The 22394-nt window shown below is 33.4% G+C and carries 19 protein-coding genes; 4 read left to right on the top strand and 15 right to left on the bottom strand.

All coding sequences use genetic code 11. The features are described from left to right. Positions 1-4: 4 nt before the first annotated feature. The gene (accD, locus tag A9G32_RS01805; protein WP_065590328.1) at positions 5-895 is read right to left on the bottom strand and encodes an acetyl-CoA carboxylase, carboxyltransferase subunit beta; all 891 of its coding nucleotides are present in this window, start codon (positions 893-895) and stop codon (positions 5-7) included. A 308-nt stretch (positions 896-1203) separates the two neighbouring features. On the opposite strand from accD, the gene tmaR reads away from it, so the two are divergent. Continuing rightward, positions 1204-1524, top strand: a complete 321-nt coding sequence (gene tmaR, locus A9G32_RS01800; protein WP_034910282.1) for a PTS system regulator TmaR — start codon at positions 1204-1206, stop codon at positions 1522-1524. 60 nt (positions 1525-1584) lie between these two features. Here tmaR and yciH read toward each other — a convergent pair whose 3' ends face one another. From yciH to pcnB, 13 genes are all read right to left on the bottom strand, one after another. Then, complete coding sequence (gene yciH / locus A9G32_RS01795) at positions 1585-1905, bottom strand: stress response translation initiation inhibitor YciH (protein ID WP_065590327.1); 321 nt, start codon at positions 1903-1905, stop codon at positions 1585-1587. Between the two features lie 10 nt (positions 1906-1915). Beyond that, positions 1916-2620: an orotidine-5'-phosphate decarboxylase gene (gene pyrF / locus A9G32_RS01790; RefSeq protein ID WP_034910287.1), complete on the bottom strand. Its 705-nt coding sequence runs from the start codon at positions 2618-2620 to the stop codon at positions 1916-1918. 29 nt (positions 2621-2649) lie between these two features. Continuing rightward, the gene (locus A9G32_RS01785) at positions 2650-3825 is read right to left on the bottom strand and encodes a GDSL-type esterase/lipase family protein (protein ID WP_065590326.1); all 1176 of its coding nucleotides are present in this window, start codon (positions 3823-3825) and stop codon (positions 2650-2652) included. Beyond that, on the bottom strand, positions 3818-5116 hold the full coding sequence (locus A9G32_RS01780; RefSeq protein ID WP_065590325.1) for an SGNH/GDSL hydrolase family protein: 1299 nt from the start codon (positions 5114-5116) through the stop codon (positions 3818-3820). Before A9G32_RS01780 ends, A9G32_RS01785 begins: the two co-directional genes overlap by 8 nt. 16 nt (positions 5117-5132) lie before the next feature. Continuing rightward, on the bottom strand, positions 5133-6533 hold the full coding sequence (locus A9G32_RS01775) for an MBOAT family O-acyltransferase (protein WP_065590324.1): 1401 nt from the start codon (positions 6531-6533) through the stop codon (positions 5133-5135). 76 nt (positions 6534-6609) lie between these two features. Next, positions 6610-7593 (bottom strand): DNA polymerase III subunit delta', encoded by a 984-nt coding sequence (gene holB / locus A9G32_RS01770; RefSeq protein ID WP_065590323.1) that lies wholly within the window; start codon positions 7591-7593, stop codon positions 6610-6612. After that, positions 7590-8231, bottom strand: coding sequence for a dTMP kinase (gene tmk / locus A9G32_RS01765; protein ID WP_034910296.1), 642 nt, complete (start codon positions 8229-8231; stop codon positions 7590-7592). The genes holB and tmk overlap by 4 nt, the downstream gene beginning before the upstream one ends. 783 nt (positions 8232-9014) lie before the next feature. Next, entirely contained in the window at positions 9015-10847 is a 1833-nt protein-coding gene (gene sppA, locus A9G32_RS01760) for a signal peptide peptidase SppA (RefSeq protein ID WP_141672742.1), read from the bottom strand. 29 nt (positions 10848-10876) lie between these two features. Continuing rightward, positions 10877-11695 carry a bis(5'-nucleosyl)-tetraphosphatase (symmetrical) ApaH gene (apaH, locus tag A9G32_RS01755; RefSeq protein ID WP_065590370.1) on the bottom strand — a complete coding sequence of 273 codons (819 nt, stop codon included), beginning with the start codon at positions 11693-11695 and terminating at the stop codon, positions 10877-10879. 5 nt (positions 11696-11700) lie between these two features. Then, positions 11701-12498 carry a 16S rRNA (adenine(1518)-N(6)/adenine(1519)-N(6))-dimethyltransferase RsmA gene (rsmA, locus tag A9G32_RS01750; RefSeq protein WP_065590321.1) on the bottom strand — a complete coding sequence of 266 codons (798 nt, stop codon included), beginning with the start codon at positions 12496-12498 and terminating at the stop codon, positions 11701-11703. Next, complete coding sequence (surA, locus tag A9G32_RS01745; protein ID WP_065590320.1) at positions 12491-13804, bottom strand: peptidylprolyl isomerase SurA; 1314 nt, start codon at positions 13802-13804, stop codon at positions 12491-12493. Before surA ends, rsmA begins: the two co-directional genes overlap by 8 nt. Before the next feature lie 79 nt (positions 13805-13883). After that, positions 13884-16250, bottom strand: coding sequence for an LPS assembly protein LptD (gene lptD / locus A9G32_RS01740; RefSeq protein WP_065590319.1), 2367 nt, complete (start codon positions 16248-16250; stop codon positions 13884-13886). A 76-nt stretch (positions 16251-16326) separates the two neighbouring features. Continuing rightward, a complete protein-coding gene (pcnB, locus tag A9G32_RS01735; protein ID WP_065590318.1) occupies positions 16327-17691 on the bottom strand; it encodes a polynucleotide adenylyltransferase PcnB in 1365 nt (454 codons plus the stop codon). Between the two features lie 404 nt (positions 17692-18095). Between pcnB and oxyR the strand changes: the two genes are divergently transcribed. The 3 genes from oxyR (at position 18096) to A9G32_RS01720 (ending at position 20935) form a co-directional block, all read left to right on the top strand. Then, on the top strand, positions 18096-19022 hold the full coding sequence (gene oxyR / locus A9G32_RS01730) for a DNA-binding transcriptional regulator OxyR (protein WP_065590317.1): 927 nt from the start codon (positions 18096-18098) through the stop codon (positions 19020-19022). 41 nt (positions 19023-19063) lie between these two features. Next, positions 19064-19708: an HTH-type transcriptional repressor FabR gene (gene fabR / locus A9G32_RS01725; protein WP_034913785.1), complete on the top strand. Its 645-nt coding sequence runs from the start codon at positions 19064-19066 to the stop codon at positions 19706-19708. 198 nt (positions 19709-19906) lie between these two features. Further along, on the top strand, positions 19907-20935 hold the full coding sequence (locus tag A9G32_RS01720) for an alpha/beta hydrolase family protein (RefSeq protein WP_065590316.1): 1029 nt from the start codon (positions 19907-19909) through the stop codon (positions 20933-20935). 54 nt (positions 20936-20989) lie between these two features. On the opposite strand, the gene pntB is transcribed toward A9G32_RS01720, so the two are convergent. Beyond that, complete coding sequence (gene pntB, locus A9G32_RS01715) at positions 20990-22384, bottom strand: Re/Si-specific NAD(P)(+) transhydrogenase subunit beta (RefSeq protein WP_065590315.1); 1395 nt, start codon at positions 22382-22384, stop codon at positions 20990-20992. Positions 22385-22394 lie beyond the last annotated feature (10 nt).

Genomic DNA, 22394 nt, shown 5'->3' with positions numbered 1-22394 from the left:
TCAATTAAGCTGTCTCGTTAAGAGTAACTTCATTAAACGGATCAGGTAGTTTCATTAATTTTGTTACTAAACTGGCAATTTTAGAACGCATATCTTTGCGATGAATGATCATATCAATTGCCCCTTTTTCAAGTAAAAATTCACTACGTTGAAAACCTTCTGGTAATGTTTCACGAACAGTTTGTTGAATCACTCGAGGACCAGCAAAACCAATTAGTGCTTTAGGTTCAGCAATATTAATGTCACCCAACATTGCCAGACTTGCCGATACACCTCCCATGGTAGGGTCGGTCATTACTGAAATATATGGTAAACCTTCATCTTGCATTTTAGCAAGAATAGCACTCGTTTTTGCCATTTGCATTAATGAGAATAGCGCTTCTTGCATTCGTGCACCACCACTTGTTGAAAAGCAAATTAAAGGGCATTTATCCTCAATGGCCTGCTCTGCGGCGCGAGTGAATAATGCACCAACAACAGAAGACATTGAACCACCAATGAAAGCAAATTCAAAACAAGCAACAACTACTGGTACGCCAAGCAATGTTCCCTTCATGACAACCATTGCTTCTTTTTCGTGAGTTTCTTTTTGAGCTGCTGTTAATCGATCTTTATATTTTTTAGTATCTTTAAATTTTAAGATATCTTTAGGCATAAGATCTGCACCAATTTCGATATCCGAACCTTCGTCTAAAAAACGATATAAACGCACTCGGGCAGGGATATGCATATGGTGATCACATTTTGGACAGACCTCTAAATTAAGATCGAGTTCAGCTTGATAAATGACTTGATCACAGTTAGTGCATTTTGTCCAAACGCCACCAGGAATATTCGCCTTTTTATGATCTGACGATATATTATTTTTACTAAGAATTTTTTCAATCCAGCTCATTATGATTCTCTCATTCTGGCACTTTTTACAAATTTGAATGTATTGTACAATACTTTGCACTAATTCTTAATAGCTGTTTTTATTTTTATGTTATTTTGCAAATAACCTTATAAAATAAAAAAATATTTTGATAAAGATTTAGAAATAAAATCTGCTTAAAATCGAATTTAAAATAGCTAACACTCAACAGATAACTAATCTACTGAAATATCATTTTGTTTAAAAATATAATTAATATGATCTTAAAAAATTATTGGTATATAATTGGTAGAAGTTTATTTTCCATTTTTTGAAATAAGGGGTTATAGATGGACAAGGAAAAATCAACCGCACCATCGTTTCAAGATGTATTAGAATACATTCGTTTATCACGCCGTTTGAATAAATTAAAACGTGAAATATCAGATAACGAGAAGAAAATTCGTGACAACCAAAAAAGAGTACTGCTACTTGAAAACTTGAGCGAATATATTAAACCAGATATGACTTATGAAGAGCTTCAAGCAATTATTGCGAACATGAAAAGCGATTACGATGATCGTGTTGATGATTACATTATTAAAAATGCTGAAATTTCAAAAGAACGTCGAGAGATCAGTAAAAAAATGCGTAGTTATCGTTCTAATTAAAATCTATTGTGCTGTAATTAGCGTCCATTTTTATTGTGGGCGCTAATTTTATAAACTAAATCAGCCACCTGCTAGCTTTACTTTAAATCCTTTATCTTCTAGCAATGACTTTAATAAATCACGTTTATCACCTTGTATTTCAATAACACCATCTTTAACTGCTCCCCCACAACCACAACGTTTTTTTAATTCTACTGCTAACTGTAATAATTGAGTATGATCGATATCAAATCCAGTAATAACACAAACACCTTTACCTTTACGGCCTGATGTTTGTCGTTGAATTCGAATAATACCATCCCCCTTAGGGCGTGAGATAAGTGTTTGGGTCGGTTTAATTCGACCTTTATCGGTCGAGTAAACAAGTGAATTATCAGACATAATAATATTATTAACTCTTACTTGTATCTAGTGTTGCTAAAATTGTTTGTAAAGCTTTAGCAGGATCTTCTGCTTGGGTAATTGGGCGTCCAATGACTAAATAATCAGAACCTGCAGCTTGAGCTCGCTGAGGCGTCATAATACGCCTTTGGTCATCAGAATTAGTACCCACTGGTCTAATACCTGGTGTCACCAATTTAAAATCACTGCCCAAACGGGTTTTAAAACTTTGTACTTCTTTCGCTGAACATACTACACCATCAAGCCCGCAGTTTTTAGCAAGTATTGCTAATCTGGTTGCTTGCTCTAAAGGTGATACGTTAATACCAATTTCTTGTAGATCTGCTAACTCCATGCTAGTTAATACTGTTACTGCAATCAAAATAGGGGCATCTTTACCATATGAATAAAGCGCATCTTTAGCAGCTGTCATCATGCGTGAACCACCGCTAGCATGAACATTGGTCATCCACACACCAAGGTCAGCAGTTGCAGCAATTGCTTTTGCGACAGTATTTGGAATATCATGGAATTTAAGATCTAAAAAAACATCAAAACCTTTTTTCATAATTTGCTTGATAAAGTCAGGTCCTGCATGTGTAAAAAGCTCTTTACCAATTTTAATGCGACAATCTTTGGGATCTACACGATCAATAAAATTCCATGCCGATTTAACATCTGGAAAATCAACTGCAACAATAATTGGTGATGCCATAACTCATTTATTCCTTCTAATCAAAATTCTTAGCTATTCTTTCTAACAAATTCATTCAAATCAGCATAAAAAATACGAGCGCTTTCTTTATAACCTCGTAAAGTTTGATGCACTAAATCTGGGCGTGCTAACCCCCGTTTTCGCCACTGCTTAATAGAATACTTTCCCCCCATTGCCACTTGCCAATCCCAAAATAATGTTTTTTCAGATTTAGCAACTTGTTTTTGAATATCCATTATCTTTGCAAAAGACTTAGGCATATTTGTTTCATTTGCCATAGTATCAGGCGGTGTCATTATCAAGATCGTAGCATTGGGTAATGTTTTACGAATCAGTCTAATATTATTCACTAAATTTTTTCGATATTGATTAGCATCTAATGCTCCATCAAAACTTTCATTTGTCCCGTATTCTAAAATAATTAAATCACTTTGTGATATAGACAGTTCTTTAAACCAATCTTTCCCCCACTTTTGCCAAATTGTCTGTTTAGCTCCATTAGTGGCAATAGATGAAACAATAACACCTGGTTGTTGATAACGAGTCAACCAAATTCCACCAAGCTCTATATCTTTTTGACCTTTTATAACCAATGGCATTTTAGAAACAACCGAAGCTGTTTGCCAAGTATTTGATTTTGGAGTATTGCTTAAATTAATTTTATGATTATTAGCATCATAAAGCGCTAATGAATTTGTGTTATTTTTAAGTGTTTTAAAGGTTAACTTAACTTGCCAATCTTTATTATTAGAGCCTCTTGGTGTAATTCGGATAGTGGCAAAATCTTTATTTGGTTTAGCAATAAAACCACCCATAGGAAAATCCAAGTTACTTAAAGTTCGGCTACTTAGCACATTCCAATTTTTAGAACTCCACGTAACAGCTGCATGGTTTTGTCCTTTTATAGCTACAGGCGTTATCCAGCCAATACCAGCATTACCATACTTTTGTTGCATTAATGTTCTTAACTCACCAGTAAAAAAATCAGCGGCTGAATGCGAATCACCAAATTGAGTAATATTGACCACTTGATCCGTTTTTTTATTATCCTCTAACGATTTTAAACGCATTGCAAATTGTTTAGCATTAGGATCACCAAAATCAACAATAGTAGATACCGTGGAGGTTTTACTTTCAGCTACACTACAACCAACGGTAATTGTTACTGCAATTACGGTTATAATATACTTTAAAGATTTAATCATTAAAGGTATCCTCTAATTCTTTATAAATTATTTGTTCCATAATCGCTTTTGCCAAAATTTTTTGACCAGTTGGTGTAAAATGAACCCCATCATCAACTCTTACTTTAATTTTGGCTTTATCGGTTTCTATGAAATTACTGAACTTTTCGTATGTGCAACCCAATAATTCGTTTGTTGTTAAGAAATGTTGTTGAGTTTTTTCTATTTCAGATTTATATAAATTATTTAGATAAACCATTCCATTATTTAATTTGTGTTTACGCATACAAGGCGCAGCAAGCCAAAGTACTTGAACATCATTTTCTATAGCACTATTTAAAATAGATGCAATACGCAAACGGTAGTGCTCTTCCCATAATTCAGATTTAAATTTAGCGTATTTGGCATAACCTTTAACAGGAAAATCCCAAGGATCATTAGCACCAAGAAAAACGACCAATAATTTTATTGAAGGATCAGCAATTAAATTATCATTAATTGTTTTTGGCCAATCGAAGGCACTTGGATAAGCAAGTCCTGTACTTTGTTTGCTCAAATCAATACTTTCTATTTTATATTGCTTAAACAACATTTTTTTTACATATGGTGCAACGCCTTGCATTAAAGAGTCACCTGCAAAAAATACCTTATCATTACTTGTTAGAACAATCGGTAGTGGTTCATGGATTGATTCAATATCCTTATGAACTTCATCATTCCTATCTTGAAGTACAGATGCTATTTCTTGCTTATTTTGATTAGTAGTATCAGAATATATCTCTAAATTGTAATCCGCACCAGTATCTTCACTTTTTAGATTTTTGTCTGTAACTACTTCTTCGATTTTTTTATTTTGTTTTATCTCATCAAACTCATCCGTTGCTAACTTGGATGTTTTATTTTCAGTAACGGGTAAAGCAACATCAATCGGTTGAGTAAGTGAAGTTGATGCTTGTGTGATTATATGTTCTTGATCATTTTGCTCATCAATGTAGTTTTTTTCAATATCTTGTGGTGAAATTTCTTGGGAAGCAATCGTATTACCATCAAATAAATCAGTATGGTATGCTTGCTGGCAATAAATCAATATAGATTTATAATAAATCGCAATTAATGCAATAGCAGTAACCGACATTATAACTAATATATAACGAGCTGATAAAGGGCTGCCAGTAAAAACGAGAGGTGTGTTTGTTTTTTTGTGAAGATTTTTTTTAATTACACTTTTATTCAGCGATTTATGACGTTGCCGTTTCAAACTAGATTTTGGTTTTTTATTATTTTTTGAGAACGATTTTTTATATATCATCATAATTAAATTAATATAATTAAAAATTAGCGTAAATAAAGTTTGGCATACCTGATGGTGCAATATAAATAACCAACCACAGAATTAAAATAAAAATCAATGGTAAATATAAATGCGGTATTTTGGTTAACTGCATAATAAACCAATCAGTAAAAGTTTTACACATCGGGTAGGCAAAGTAAATGAAACAAATCACTAAAAATGCCCCTGCATGATGTGGTTCTATCAAGAAGTTATGCATTAATGCTGTCATATAATCTACTGAATCAGGTAAACTGTCACTATTAAAAAATAACCATGTGAAACAGACATAATGCCATGTTAATAACCGTGCTATCCATGGTGAACGTGTAGCTATCCAATCTTGCCCAAAATAACGATCGCCAATGTTGAGTGCCACAATACCAATGCCGTGACATGCCCCCCAAATAATAAAATTAATGCCAGCGCCATGCCATAATCCAGATAGTAACATTGCCAACATGACATTGATTTGAGTCCGAATAAAACCTCGACGACTTCCTCCTAAAGGAATATAAATATAATCGCGAATCCAACGAGATAAGCTAATATGCCAACGTGCCCAAAAATCTCTCAAATTTAATGCTAAATAAGGGAAATTAAAGTTAATTGGTAAACGAAATCCTAGCAATAAGGCAATACCTGTAACTAAATCAGTATACCCTGAAAAATTTAAATAAATTTGCATTGCATAAGAATAAAGACCTACTAGTAAATCAATTACACTAAATTCTAACGGGTTAGCAAATATTGGTTTAACCCAATATTCATTGATTAAACCACCTAAACAGTAAACCTTGATTACGGCCAAGATAAGCAACGTAAATGCACGAAATGGCTCTAAAATTTTACGAGGCTGACTGATGCTAATTTGAGGTAAAAATTCTTTAGCTCGGTTAATAGGACCTGCAATAATACTTGGAAAAAAAGACAAAAATAAGGCAAAATCCCAAAAGTTAGCGACGGGTAACTCTTTCTTTTTTACCGAGACTAAATAACTTACCGAATGGAAAGTATAAAATGAGATGCCTATTGGAATTAGTACGGTTATAACAGGTAGTAAAACTGGTAAATTTAATAAATTAAGTAGATCCTGCAACTCATAACGAAAAAAATCAAAATATTTAAACAACGCCAGATTAATTATTGATAAGCATAATCCTAAAATTAACCATCGTTTTGAGTGACGCTCAGATGTAGCAATCAGTACTGAGAACAAATAGATTGCACATGTATAAATAAAAAGGATAAGCGAAAATTGCCAGCTATAACTGCCAACAATAAGATAACTTGCTACTAAAAGTAGAATATTTTGTATTTTGGGTGATAAGTGACATCCCCAATACAAGGCAAAGAAAGCGATAAAGAGTAAACCAAACTCTATAGATAAATAACTCACTGCAATCCTTATTACTTAACAGTATACTTTACTGAAAATTTTTGACTAAACCCTTTATAAAATACTTTACTTTTTGCTAGCTAATCAATTCGGATTGAGCAAGTACATTATAAACAATCAATTCTTTATTCAATCCAGTAACAGTTAATAACTGATTTCTTGCCTGCAACCATAAATTATAGAGCTCAGAAATTTTTTCATTGCTTTTAGTTGCGAGCAGTCGAACCAATGGGACTTGATCACGATTAACAATAAAACGCCCCACTTTTTGCTTCGCTTTAAGCGCATCACTTAATAAAGCACAAAACCAAATAACTCTTTCAATAAATTCTTCATGATCAAAGGTTTTAGCTAGTTGCCAATAATTGTTTTGTGGTACAACTTCTAACAAATGATCACAAAATGCTTTTCGTTGTTGCCACTTTTCAGGTACCAATAGTGCAAGTGCTTTTAGAGGTGCATTTTCGCTCAATAATAATGCTGAAGCAAGCTCATTATCGCTGTATTGCTGATTGCGTTGACTTTTTAACCATTCAATGGATTGTTCCAATTTAGGAATAGGTAAAAAATAAGAAAAACAGCGACTGTGAATTGTTGGAAGCAATTTGCTGTTATGTTCATCACTTAAAATAAAATATGTGTTTTCTGGTGGTTCTTCTAACGTTTTTAACAATGCATTGGCGGCAGCTTCGGTCATTAAAGCTGCGTTTTTTATCCAAATAACTTTATTTCCACCTTGCTGAGATTTTTCGTAAACTTTGTTTGATATTTTACGGATTTGATCAATACCTATTGACTGTTTAGATTGTTCATTGGTTATTACATAATAATCAGGGTGATGGTGAGACAAAAATAATTGGCAACTATGGCAGTTTAAGCACGGCTCCAATTGCTGTGAAGATTGGCATAATAAACGGCTTGCAATCTTTGAAACAAACTCATCTTCACCACTACCTTGGACATAATTAATTAATAAAGCATGATGAGCCCGTTTGTGCATAATTCCAGAAGCTAATTGCTGATACGGCAAAGAAAGCCAAGGATAGTCATTTAAGATCATTCAATATCAACCTGTTTAGTTAACCATGCAGTTAAAATTTGTTCAATTTGCCCATTCACATTGTCGATTGATTTTCCTGCATCAACTGTAATGATGGTTTTATCTTGTTTAGCAAGTTCTAAATAACTTTGACGAGTTCGTTCAAAAAACGGCAATGACTGTTGCTCGATGCGATCGAGTTTACCTCGAGATCTTGCTCGCATTAATCCTATTTGAGGATCAATATCCAAATATAAAGTAAGATCAGGTTTAAAATCACCTAACACTTGTTCTTTCAATGTCATCATAAAAACTTTATCTAACTGGCGCCCACCTCCTTGATAAGCTTGCGTTGATAAGTCATGACGATCACCAATAACCCATCTACCTGCATGAAGTGCTGGTTTAATTACATTATCGATCAGCTGAATACGTGCGGCATATAACATCAATAATTCGGCTTTATCAGTCAAAAGCTCATTATCTAAACCATTTTTAATAATATTGCGTAATGCCTCAGCAATCGCTGTTCCACCTGGCTCTCGAGTAAACTGCAAATCGCCAATATTGTGTCGATTTAAAATACGAGCAACGATATCAATAGCGGTGGTCTTACCTGCCCCTTCAAGCCCTTCGACGACAATAAATTTGCCGGTCATACTAAATTCCTAATCTATTTATAATAAGCTTGTGTTTAATATTGCGCTATTGTACGCTATTTTTACTGATTATTTTAGTTTGAATTATTAATACTTTTTTCAATTTTACAATTAATACCTTCATTATTAAATTTTAAATATTTTTTTAATGTTAATGAAGCAATAAGATGAACAGCAAAAATCATTCAGGTAGAGTATTGATTTTATTCAATTTTATCAATAACAACTAAACTTCTACCAGCTAGTGAAATACAAGGGAGATAAATAAGATATATATTTAATTGTAGGAATTATTTGCGCTTTTTGTGGCTATTTGACAATAGTCTTACTGGATATAAAACGCTAAAACAAGCAACAAATTTTAACCTAAGTTGTAAACTAACTATAAGGTATTTACATAACTATTCACTTTTGGGGTTATATTTTGTAAAAAATATTCAGGATTTTATACTGTTTTATGATTAATTGAAAATTCACAGTATTTCATTTGTTAGATTTTATAATAGTCATCTTATCAATCAAAAATATACTAAACCAACTTGTCTTCAAATGAATTAGAAGGAAAAAAACGTATATATCCTTTAATCAAGATACCATATAATAAGCAAATATTTAATAATTTGAAAGAGATAAAACCAGATTTTAAGCAACTGCCTATAAGTAGTTTAGAAGATTATTTTAATCGTGCAGTAAAACAACTCACGTTTTTCCTCAAATTATAAATTAGAGTGAGAAAGAAATTATTATCTGCCACAACAGTGGCAGATAATAAGCAAAAGTATATTAACGAACATCAGCACAATTTAAGCAATAAATATAGCGATTTTGTGGATCATTAAACTTATTCCATAAAGAAACATGCTGTTGAAGTTGTTTTGCTGCAGGAAGTTGTTCAAAAAATATTTCTGCCGTTGATTTAGGTAACATGGCTATCATATCTGAGTAAAATGCATTAAACCAATTTCCTTTTGGCTTTTGCCAGTCAATTTCATAATCAGTTAAATTAGCTAATGTTGCAGCTGTTTCAATTGCATCATCAAAGTCACCTAATTTATCAACAAGTCCAATCTTACTTGCTTCTGAACCTAACCAAACTTGTCCTTGTCCAATTTTATCGACTTGTTCGGTTGTCATATTTCGTGCTTTTGCTACTAACGAAATAAATGTTTGATAGCCATTATCAATATTTAATTGAATTAGTTGGTTCATTTCGGTTGGTAGATCTTGCGCAAAGTTATTACTTGCTAATGGAGAGGTAGTTAAACCATCGCTATAAACACCAATATGAGATAAAGATTTTTCGAATGTTGGAATAATACCGAAGATACCAATAGAACCGGTAATTGTATTTGGGTTTGCAACTATGTAATCTGATGCTGTTGATATCCAGTATCCACCCGATGCAGCCATTCCTCCCATAGAGATAACAACAGGAATTTGGTAATCACGTAATGCTTCTAATTCACTACGAATTGCTTCTGACGCATCCACACTCCCTCCTGGGCTATTTACTCGCAATACTATTGCTTGTGTGTTATGTTTATTTAAATTTATACGGATATTTCTCAATTGTTCAACAATGTCTCGACTACCAGCGATATTACTACTATTTTCACCATCGGTAATAGTGCCATTTACAAATACAACCGCAATTAGTGGTTTATTGCTTCCGTTATCGCTATCTAAATTTGTATCTTTTGACTTAAGTTGATAATCATAAATGCTGATTTGATGCTGCTTATTAAGCTCAGATTCAAATTGGTAATTAGATGCAATTTCATCGACCAATCCATTAGACATAGCATATTGAGCCATATTACCATTAGCCTCTTTTAAATTGGTCAACATAGCCTCTGGAGTTGGAACCAATTGGGTATCGGCCTTTTTCCGTTGTGTTGAAATGTCTTGAAGATAATTGTTCCACATAAGTGTTAACCAACGTGTCGTATTGCTTTTTGCTTCTTCTGACATGTCATCACGAATAAATGGTTCGATGGCTGACTTATAAGTTCCTACTCTAAAAACATGTGTGTTAATTTTTAAATTATCAAGCAAAGTTTTATAGTATAGATTGTTGGCCGCTAGACCATATACATTAACTGAGCCAAGTGGTGTTAAATATATTTTATCAGCATAGCTGGCTAAATAATATTGGCTTTGATTGAAGTTAGAACCATAAGCATAAATTGGTTTATTCGCCTTACTAAATTTGGTTAAATATTTACCAATATACTGTAGCGAACTCACATCAGCACCGACAAAATGATCTAATTTAAGAACCATACTTGTAATCTTTGGATCTGCTGTGGCTTGAGCTATTTTTTGAGTTAATTCAAATAAACTATTTTCACGAGAAGTGTTTACTTTCTTACCGTAGATTTTGCTTTGTAAAGCATAAATTTCATCACCGTATAATGTATTGTCAACAATTACTCCTTCAATATCCAACACCAATGCTCCATATTGTGGAATAATTTCTTTTTTTTGTGTTTCTTGGACTAATGCGATGACACTAAAGATTAAAATAATAATAATTAGAAATATTAGATTAAGAAATATTTCTCTTATTAAGTTAATCACTTTCCATATTGATTTAATGACAGATAAAGCAGACATAATAAATGATCCTTTCATAGATAGTTTATCTAATTTTTTACTTCAATATTTTTCTTTTTAAAGTATTTTTTATCTTCAAATCGTAAGCACGTTAATTTCCCCCCCCAACAACATCCTGTATCGAGTGCATAAACATTATCTGGTGTACCTTTTCCATTTAATGCAGCCCAGTGGCCAAAGGCAACTGCATACTCGTTTGGAATTTTGCTTGGTAATAAAAACCAAGGTTTAAGTTTCGAAGGTGCTTGCTCAGGTGATTTTTTGTAATAAAAATCTAATCGACCATCTTCATAACAAAAACGCATACGAGTTAATGCATTAGCAATATAACGCAATCTATCTAATCCTTGTAGTTCAGGAAACCATTCATCCGGAAAGTTGCCATACATTTTATCAAGGAATAGGATATAGGAATCACTAGATAACATAACATTCAGATCATGAGCACATTTTTTTAGTGTTTCGATATCCCATTGTGGTGAAATACCAGCGTGGGTCATAATTAACTTTAATGATTCGTCAATTTGGACCAATGGCTGTCTACGTAGCCATTCCATTAATTCACCAAAATCTGGTGCACGAATAATTTCATCAAGATTATCCTTCTTTTTAGAAGGGGTAACATTGGCATAAATTGATAATAAATGTAGGTCATGATTACCTAATACCAATCGAATTTGGTTAGTATTATGTTTAACAAATCTTAGAACTTCTAATGATTTTGGACCTCTAGCAACTAGATCTCCTGTTAACCATAAAATATCCGATGATGAGAATTTTGCTTTTTCAAGTAAACGCATAAACTCATCATAACAACCATGAATATCACCAATAAGTAAGTTTGCCATTCCTGTTAACTCCATGAATTTGCAAGTTGACAGTATTGCTGTACTGTTAAGTTTTCGGCACGTAAATTAGGATCAATATTTAATTCAGTTAATTGTTCAACAGTAAACAAGTTACTTAAACTGTTACGGATAGTTTTACGTCGTTGGTTAAATGCCTCTGTAGTTACGCGAGAAAGTATTTTTATATCATTAACAAGATAAGGCTTTTCTTTATAAGGTATTAATTTAACAACAGCAGAGTCAACTTTTGGAGCAGGTTTAAATGATGTTGGTGGTACTTCAAGAACAGGAATAATCTGACAATAATATTGAGCCATAACGCTCAATCTACCATAATGTTTACTGTTAGGCGATGCAACTAATCGAGTTACCACTTCTTTTTGTAGCATAAAATGCATGTCAGTGATGATATTTGTATGTTCAAATAAATGAAACATTAACGGTGTCGAGATATTATAAGGTAAGTTACCAAATACTCTTAATGGTTTACCTAATTGATCGGCTAACTGATTAAAGTCAAAGGTCAGGGCATCTTGTTCAATAACCGTTAATTTATTATTTAAAAATGGATTTTCAATTAATCTATTAGCTAGATCTCTATCTATCTCTATAGCTGTCAAATGATCAATATGTTTACTGATAGGTATTGTTAATGCCGCAAGCCCAGGACCGATTTCGACTAGTGCTTGATCTTTTTTAGGTTGTATAGCTGAAACAATGCTTTCGATAATGTAATCATCATGTAAAAAATTTTGTCCGAATCTTTTACGGGCAAAATGCCCTTGGTGAACACGGTTATTCATGTTTATCTTCACCTGTAATGTTAATATAAGCGTCGCCTTTTATTTCTTGAATCCATACTTGGGCTTCTTCAGAAAATTTACGATTAAAAATGAGTCGATAAGCTTGATCTTTATTCATTGCATTTGTTCCATCAGCTTTTCTTTTATCAATTAATTGGATTAAGTGCCAACCGTAGGCTGATTTTATTGGTTGGCTAATTTCTCCTTTTTTTAACTGAATCAGAGCAGTCCTAAAGCTATTATCATAAATTTCAGGACGATTCCAACCTAAGTTGCCCCCTTTACTTGCCGAGCCTGTATCTTCAGAGTTAGCTTTAGCTGCTGCTTCAAAAGTTGTGGCTCCACTAGTAATTGATTTACGGATATCACTTAGCTTTTGTTTTGCAATTTGGTCGGTGAATAATACATTTGTTTTAATCAGTATATGGCGCGCATTTACCTCTTCAATTGTGAAGGTTCTTGGTGCTTCTGAACGAGTATCATCAACTTTTAGAATATGTAGACCAACCCCAGAACGTATAGGTCCAATAATACTACCTTTTGTAGCTCGTACTAATCGCTCTTCAAAGATAGTAGGTAATTCATTAAGTTTACGCCACCCCATACTACCACCTTTTAATGCAAAATCATCGTTTGAATATGAAGTGGCTAATTTAGCAAAACTTTCCCCTTTTTGAGCTCGATTAATGATATCTCGTGCTTTATTTGTTGCATTATCAATTTGTTGTTTTGATGCTTTTTCTGGAACAGAAATCAAAATATGGCTTATTTTTACATCAATATTATTGGTTGGTTGACGAGCAATATTTTTTGCTAAATTTTCTATTTCTTTTTCTGAAATTCTGACTCTTGATCTAACTTCATGCATTCGAGTCTTATCTATTAGCATATCATTGTGAATTCTTTCACGATAGGCACCATAACTTATTCTCATCATCGAAAGTCTACTTCTAAGTTGGTCGATGCTCATACCATTTTCTGCTGCAATTCTATTAATAGCATCAGTTACCTCGTCATCACTAACTGTAATTTTAGCTTTAGCTGCTTTTTGTAAAATTAAATTTTCAATAATTAAACGTTCAATAATTTGTTGTCTAAGTATTTTATCATTAGGTAGATTTTTAGGATCTGAGCTAGCTTTAATCGTTTTTAACATATCATTAACATCACTTTCTAAAATGACATTGTTATTAACAACCGCAGCAACTTGTTCTACAACTTTCGGAGCTGCATTAGCAGATAACGGAGTTATAATTCCTAAAGTTATGCTTAGATTTAATGCTATTAATAGTTTTAATAATTTCATATTCACTTAACTCATTTTGTTTTTCAGCATAGACAGCTAGTAATAAATTTATTGGTAATCTTATAGTTACAAAAATATTTTATTCAAATGCTGTATTATACGGTAGTTTACCGAAATTAAGCATTTTAGCTTTGGTATCTCGGTTGCTACCCAATCCTTTTAATTCGAAGTTAATCGATAGTTTATTTTCATATTTACTTTTGCGAGAAGTATTATCCCAGTCCGTCAATTTTCTACCATATTGTACTGTTGTTCCCCAACAACAATCACTATAATTCAATCCGATAGAACCATCTGTAGTTTGTTCTAATTTAACGTCATAATAATATGAACCAACAGCATTGAATGTTTGCGATAATGGCCAAGCGGTCATCATTCCTGCCTGTGAAATATCTTGTCTATAGCCTCTATAAAATGGATTCTTATCGACAGTATCAATATAGTTACGGTTTGCATATCGGTATGATAATTGGATTAACTTATCGCCAGTTGGCCGGTATTCAAATATTGCATTGGCTAATGATATTGTATCAATTCGAGTATCATACTGAACGCCACTTCTAAAGATTATATCATTACTTATACGCCAAAAGTTATCCGATGCCCAAGTAATACTGCCTGTATCGGAGTTTTCATCTAAATCATTATTGTGTTCACTCGTTTTTGATTTGGTGAAATAAGTAATTTGCCCAATAGATAAGTTAAATTTTTCAACCTTGTTATTATCATAAAATCGAGTTGTTACACCAGTTGATATTTTATTGGTTGAAGCAATCCTATCTAAACCACTATATGGTTGATCTCTAAATAGACCAATATAATCTGACTGTAATATAGTGGAATCATAGTCGCTAATATTAGATTGGTTTCGATAGGGAATATAGATATATTTTACTCTAGGCTCTAAGGTTTGCGTATAGCCATTAATAAATGGAACATCACGCTCGAAGATGACTTTACCATCAATGCTAAACTTAGGCAAAAAGCGATTTACCTTTTTATCTAAATATTTATATTGTTCAATATTTTTATTGATATTATCTTGATTATAATGAGTTGCCATAATCCCAGTTTCAGTGGTTAATAATGACCAAGAATTGGATAAAGTATAATTAAGCGTTGGTTCAAAATGTGCTCGCCATGCCTTAGGTTTACTTTTTCCAGACGTCAAGAAGCGAGATACTTGAGAGAATACTCTAAATTTGAATGGCCCCAAATCATTATTATAATAATTCATATCCAATTGTGGTTGAGTTTGATAAAGCGAATTTTTTAATTCTGAATGGAATGGTTGAAAGTGTCGATAGCCTAACATAATATCCCAATTTTCATCATTATAAGCAATTTTATAATACTGCGTTAAATATCCTGCAGTTTGGGAGGCGTATTTAGAACTTAAGTTTGTAAGATACTGATTGTCACTAACTCGAGTTGTATCTGCATAAAAGCGCCAATTATAGTTAATTAATTCATCATTTTTCCAATGAAATAACCAACGGTGACGATTGTCGTCATAATTGTTACCATTAAAACGATTGTCTCTATCTTCATTATATTTAGTATCGTGTTGAAGCCAGTCAAATGCAAGTGTACCTAAACCTATTTCGTTTAAATAACGAAATTCTGTTTGCAATTGTAGACCTCGTTTTTCTAATACTCTTGGGGTAAAGGTTGCATCATAATTTGGTGCAATATTCCAATAAACAGGTATTGAAAAATCAATGCCATCGATACTGTCATAGCCGAAATTAGGCATTAATAATCCTGAACGGCGTTTATTACCAGTTGGTAATTGTAAATAAGGCGAGTATAGAACAGGCACTTTACCAATACTAAATACAGCGTTCCAGACCTCTAGAAATTGCTCCTCGTTGTCATGAATAACGGTCGTTCCTTTAATATCCCATGTGCTGTCATTAATAGGACAAGATGTAAAACTACCTTTTTTTAAAATAACATAACGATTTTTTTCAAGTTGCATTTTATCTGCATTACCGCGACCAAGCCTATTGACAAGATGATACTCACTTGGGATCATATCTGCATCATTGTTATTTAGATTCATTGATGCTTTATCGCCTTTCATTTTTATTAAATTATCTTGATAAGTAATATCACCTTCTAATGTTACTATTCTATTATTACTATCTTGAGTATCAATTGTTACTTTGTCTGCTTGAACCGTTCGGTTGCCTTGTTCTATTAATACTTCACCTTTATATATAGCAATATTAGGGTAGATTGCTTCAAGTTGATTAGCTTCAGCATTTACGGGTAAAGTATCTATATCTCCATTAACTAAAGGGCGATCAAACTTAGGAACGTCTATAAGGCATTGAGGATTATTGCTTACAACGGTTTTAGGTAAATCTAAAGCATAACTAGAGCTATTATACAAAAAAAGAGTAACGGCTATAGCAATAAGAGAAGGCGTTAAATTTTTCATCAATGATTCTAAAGCTATTTTTGATTATTTTAATTGCAGCATTATAGCGGTTATTTATAAAAGTGCGAATTAAAAATTAACGTTTCCCTATGCGTTTATTTATTTTATTAAGCTGTTTTACCATTGCTATTCTTTTTTCGGCTGTAGTATTTTGAAACTCATCCCACCACCTAGCTAACTGCAAGAGCTCTCCTTTTTCGATTGAGGCTCGCATTTCTAAAAGGTCATAAGCAGCTCTAAACTTAGGATGTTCTAAAATGGCAAACGCTCGTTTACCATTCCGTTTCTTCATTCGTAGCTGTAAACGCCAAATATCACCCATGATGCTCGTTAAGCGTCTAGGTATAGCAATACTTTTACATTGTTCACTTAGTACTTCGTTAATTGCCATCGAAAACGAATCATGAAATGGCAAACCACTTTCGATACACGTTGCTTGTGTTTGTTCAATTATTGGATACCAGAAAAAGGCTGCAAACAAAAATGCTGGATTAATTCGCTTATTGTTGGCAATGCGATAATCAGTATTTTTTAAAACTTGTTCGATGATTTTCTCTAAATAACTGTTTGGATTGTTAGCAAATAGATGCTCAATAACAGGAAATAGTTGTTCAAAAAGGCCATACTCTCTTAGTAACTTATAAGTTTTGTAACCATTCCCAGTTTGTAATAATTTAATGGACTCATCAAAAAGTCGTGCTGAAGGTACATTTCTTAATAATGATGCAAGCTGTTTAATTGGCTTAGCAGTAGCTAGTTCAATTTTCATATTCAGTTTTGCGGCAAAACGGACTGTCCTTAGCATTCTAACAGGATCTTCTCGATAACGTGTTTGCGGATCACCAATTAATCGAATAATGCCTTTTTGTAAATCTTCTAATCCTCCGCAATAATCACGTAAAGTAAAATCATTTACATTATAGTAAAGTGCATTCATAGTGAAATCCCGACGGATAGCATCTTGCTCAATGGTTCCGTAGACATTATCACGTAATAGCATACCTGACTGCGAACGTTTAGATATATTGGTTTGTCCTTTTTGAGAATCGTGCTCACCGCGGAATGTTGCAACTTCAATAATTTCTTTCCCAAATATAATATGAGCAAGACGAAATCGTCTTCCTATTAAGCGACAGTTACGGAAAATTTTCTGAATTTGTTCTGGCGTAGCATTCGTTGTGATATCAAAATCCTTTGGTGTTTTACCTAAGATAAGATCTCTGATACATCCCCCGACTAGATAAGCTTCGTACCCTTGTTTATTTAATCGATAAAGGACTTTTAATGCGTTTTCACTAATCTCTTTACGAGATATATTATGTTCATTACGAGGAATGGACACATAGCTAGCTTTTTGTTCGTCTTCATTGTGAAAAAACTTTCGATAAAAGCGTGAAACTTGTTTAAAAATGGTGCACCTCAAAAAGTTTTTTTGCTTCATAATAATATAGCGCGCAATTATATAGTAATTGCTAATAAGTTTCCATTTTTCTTGGAATTGGTATTTTTTCGTTCAATAAAATTGTATTTTTTTAGATGACTTAAATATTCTATTTGATTTTTTAAACATAATTATCAACAATAGTGTCTCGTATAGTAATATTAACAACATCTAATAAAAAAATAAACTTTGTTTTACTCTGATTAGTGTATTTAATTAGCTAATTAAGATGGAATAAAACTGTACTCAGAACTTCTTTTTACTTATTTGTATCACAAAATATAATTAATAACGCTTTATAATTTGATAAATTATAAAGCGCTTTTGATGTTATTTGTTATAACTATTACATAATAGAAGTTATTTGAGTATATACCATTAACTGATAACTTATTGGGGACATTATGAACATTCGTGATTTGGAATATTTTGTTTCGTTAGCTGAATTTCGCCATTTCCGTAAAGCTGCTGATGCTTGCAATGTGAGTCAACCAACTCTCAGTGGTCAAATTAGAAAATTAGAAGATGAATTAGGCGTAATGTTATTAGAGCGCACAAGTCGCAAAGTACTATTTACTCAAACTGGTATGATGCTAGTTGAACAAGCCAAAGAGATTTTGCGTAATATCCAAATTTTAAAAGAAATGGCTAGCCGTCAAGGCGAAGAAATGTCTGGACCAATGCATGTAGGCCTGATCCCTACTATAGCACCTTATCTTTTACCTCATGTCATTACAGTTTTACATGACTTTTTTCCTCAGTTGGAACTTTACTTGCACGAAGCACAAACCGCCAATATTGTTGCTCAACTCGAAAGCGGCAAGCTTGATTGCGCAATCATTGCACAAGTCAAAGAAACATCACAATTTATTGAACTACCTTTATTTGATGAACCCATGTTTTTAACTGTTCCTGCTACTGATGAATTAGCTAGCAAAAATACAGTTAAACTTTCTAGCTTAAAAGGTAAAAAATTCTTAATGTTAGAAGATGGTCACTGTTTACGAGATCATGCAATGGGATACTGTTTTCAAGTTGGAGTTGATGAAGATAAACAATTTAAAGCTACTAGTCTTGAAACGCTTAGGAGTATGATTTCTGCTGGTCGCGGTATTACTTTATTTCCTGAACTTGCTATACCTAACGAGCGAATTCGTGATAATATTTGCTATATTCCTTGTACTGATCCTGTACCTGTACGCAGCATTGCTCTTATTTATCGTCCTGGTTCACCATTACGTTCCCGTTATGAAACAATAGCTAAAACAATCCGGGAGCATATGCCTAAAGTATTTGCTGAGAAAGAACGATTATTAATCAAATCAATTTAGGGGTAGGTAGTAAATCAAAAATATTATAACTGAGCTATCAAATGAAAAATATCAAGACCGGTGGTGTTCGAGCTCAACAAAAAGAAAGAACTCGCCGTACTTTAATTGAAACAGCATTTAATCAACTTAATGCTGAGCAAGGTTTTACAAGTTTAAGTTTGCGAGAAGTAGCGCGTGAAGCTGGAATCGCTGCTACTTCATTTTATCGTCATTTTCGTGATATGGATGAGTTGGGTTTAGCCATGGTTGATGAAAGCGGTTTAACTCTTCGTCAATTATTGCGACAAGCACGTAAGCGTATTGAAAAAGGTGGTAGTGTATTACGGACATCGGTGACCACATTCATTGAATTTATTGATAAGAATCCGAAGGTCTTTTTATTACTTCTTCGTGAAAAAGCGGGGACGTCAGCCGCTTTTCGATCTGCTATTGCCCGTGAAATTCAACACTTTATTGTCGAACTTGTGGATTATCTTGATAATGCTAACCAAATGCCTCACCATTATAATGAAGCTCAAGCAGAAGCGATGGTCACTATTGCTTTTAATGCGGGAGCTGAAGCAATTGATTTTGACACAGTACAAAGACAAAAATTAATTGAAGATCTTATTTTTCAACTAAGAATGGTGTCTCGTGGAGCTTATTATTTATATCATAAAGAACAAATCAAAAAAGATAGTCATTAATCGTTATACTACCCCAAATCCAATCTCAAAATTCTAATTTGGTCGTAATATTAAAATTTTATGCTGTTTAGCAATTAATTATTTTCAATAAGAATATCTACTAATTACTGATTTTTACTATTACTATTTATTGTGTTTTTGTTATTCATACTGTAGCATTAAAAAAAAGAGAAACATTGTTAAATAGAAATTAATTTCATGACTAAACTATACTTTTTGCTTTATTCGCTTATTTTGTCCTTTCCCTTTTTCAACTATGCTTATTCAAATGTGGGATTTAAGGAAATCTATTATAGCAAAGAAGACAGTAGACCTTTAAATATTGCAATATGGTATCCGACAGATGCTCAACAAAGAGCAGTAGCTATTGGCGATAATGCCGTTTTTTACGGTTCTAAAGTCATTCCTAATGCAGCATCTATTTCAAATTATCGTAAACATCCTTTGATTGTTATTTCGCATGGTTATGGAGGAAGTTGGCAAAGTTTAAATTGGCTTGCTTATGAACTGGCAGATAGGGGATATATTGTTGCTGCACCAAATCATCCGGGAACTACTTATTTTAATAAAGATATTACTCAATCTACTAAATTGTGGTTACGTCCTCAAGATCTAAGTAAAACTATTGATGCGTTACAAATAGATGAGTTTTTGGCAAACTATATTGATATGAATAAAATTTCATCTATTGGACATTCCCTTGGCGGTTGGACAGTAGCTGCACTTGCTGGAGCAAGGTTTGATACAGATCTTTTTAAACAAGATTGCACTATACATTCACATTTAAAAGCTTGCCAGTTAGTAAATGAACTTGGACTGGATAACCCACAATTAAATAAAAACATGTCAGATCAGAGAATAAAGTCATTTATTTCTTTAGATGCTGGATTAGTTAGAGGATTTACTGCAGATAGTTTGAAAAATATTGCTTTTCCTTCTTTAATCATTGGCGCTGGTATTGATGTTGGTGATATGAATGTAGAGCTAGAATCTGGTTATTTACAACAGTTTCTTTCAAAATCATTATCAACTTATATTGTTATCCCTGATGCAACGCATTTTAGTTTCATGCAAATTTGTAAATCAGATGCTATAGATATTTTAGAGCAAGAGGCTAAAGGAGAAGCAATCATTTGTAAAGATGGTGGGAATCGCACAAGGACAGAGATACACCGTGAAATAACGGATCAAATAATCGATTTTTTAGCTAAGGTGAATTTAAATTAAGTGCCTATTTTAGAAATATACTGCGGCAAAAGCCGCAGTAATATTTAGTGATACTTAAAGGTTTTGTAGTACTTTTTCAACACTGTCTTTAGCATCACCAAATAGCATATAGCTATTTTCTTTAAAGAATAGTGGGTTTTGTACACCTGCATAACCAGTATTCATTGAGCGTTTAGAAATAACAACCGTTTTTGCTTTCCAAACTTCAAGAACAGGCATGCCTGCTATTGGGCTATTTGGATCTTCTTCTGCCGCTGGGTTGACTGTATCGTTAGCTCCAATTACCCAAACCACATCAGTATCAGGGAAGTCATCGTTGATTTCATCCATTTCTAATACAATATCATAAGGGACTTTTGCTTCGGCTAATAATACATTCATATGCCCAGGTAAACGTCCTGCTACTGGGTGAATACCAAAACGAACTTTTATACCCATACCACGTAGTCTTTCAGTAATATTACTTACTGCACCTTGAGCTTGAGCAACTGCCATACCATATCCAGGAACAATAATAACTGAGCGGGCTTCTTTTAATGTTTGCGCAACTTCGGCTGGTTGCATTTCACGGTATTCACCTTGTTCTTCATCTGATGAACTAGCTGTGCTACCATCGCTACCGAAACCGCCAGCAATAACACTAATAAATGAGCGGTTCATCGCTTTACACATAATATATGAAAGAATTGCGCCTGATGAACCAACTAATGCGCCTGTTACAATTAATAGATCATTGCCTAACATAAAGCCTGCTGCTGCTGCTGCCCAACCTGAATAAGAATTTAGCATTGAAATAACAACAGGCATGTCAGCACCACCAATTGAAGCAACAAGATGGAAACCAAACACGAATGCAATAATTGCCATGATCAACAAACTAATTGTTGCACCAGCGCCACTTTTTACTTCAACAAAAGTAAACATTAAAATGGTAGAAACAACAATTGCTGCTAGATTCCAATAATGTTTATTTGGAATTGATAATGGTTTTGAGCTAATGCGTCCATTTAATTTACCAAATGCGACAACAGAGCCAGAGAAGGTTACTGCGCCGATAAAGACACCAACAAAAATCTCTACTAAATGCACAGTTAACTCTCCACCTTGAAAATTTTGAATGTGTGGATCTAAATAACTGTTTAAACCAACTAGAACAGCAGCCATTCCAACAAAGCTATGAAGTAGTGCAACAAGTTCTGGCATTTGAGTCATTTCAACTTTTTTAGCCAAATATAAACCAATTGCAGCACCAATAATCATTGCAATAACTATCCAGTGTAATCCGCCTTTAATACTTGCAACTGCAGCAATAAGAGCGATAGCCATACCAATCATACCGTAAATATTACCTGATTTGGCAGATTCTTGGTTAGATAGACCGCGTAAACTGAATATAAAAAGCAACGCAGCAATTACATATGCCGCTTGAATAATTCCATTACTTAACATAATTTATGCT

The organism is Gilliamella sp. Gris3-2, from assembly GCF_001690345.1.
Taxonomy (GTDB): domain Bacteria; phylum Pseudomonadota; class Gammaproteobacteria; order Enterobacterales; family Orbaceae; genus Gilliamella; species Gilliamella bombi.
The sequence above is the reverse complement of the archived record's forward strand: the minus strand, read 5'-3'. Positions and strand labels throughout refer to the sequence as shown.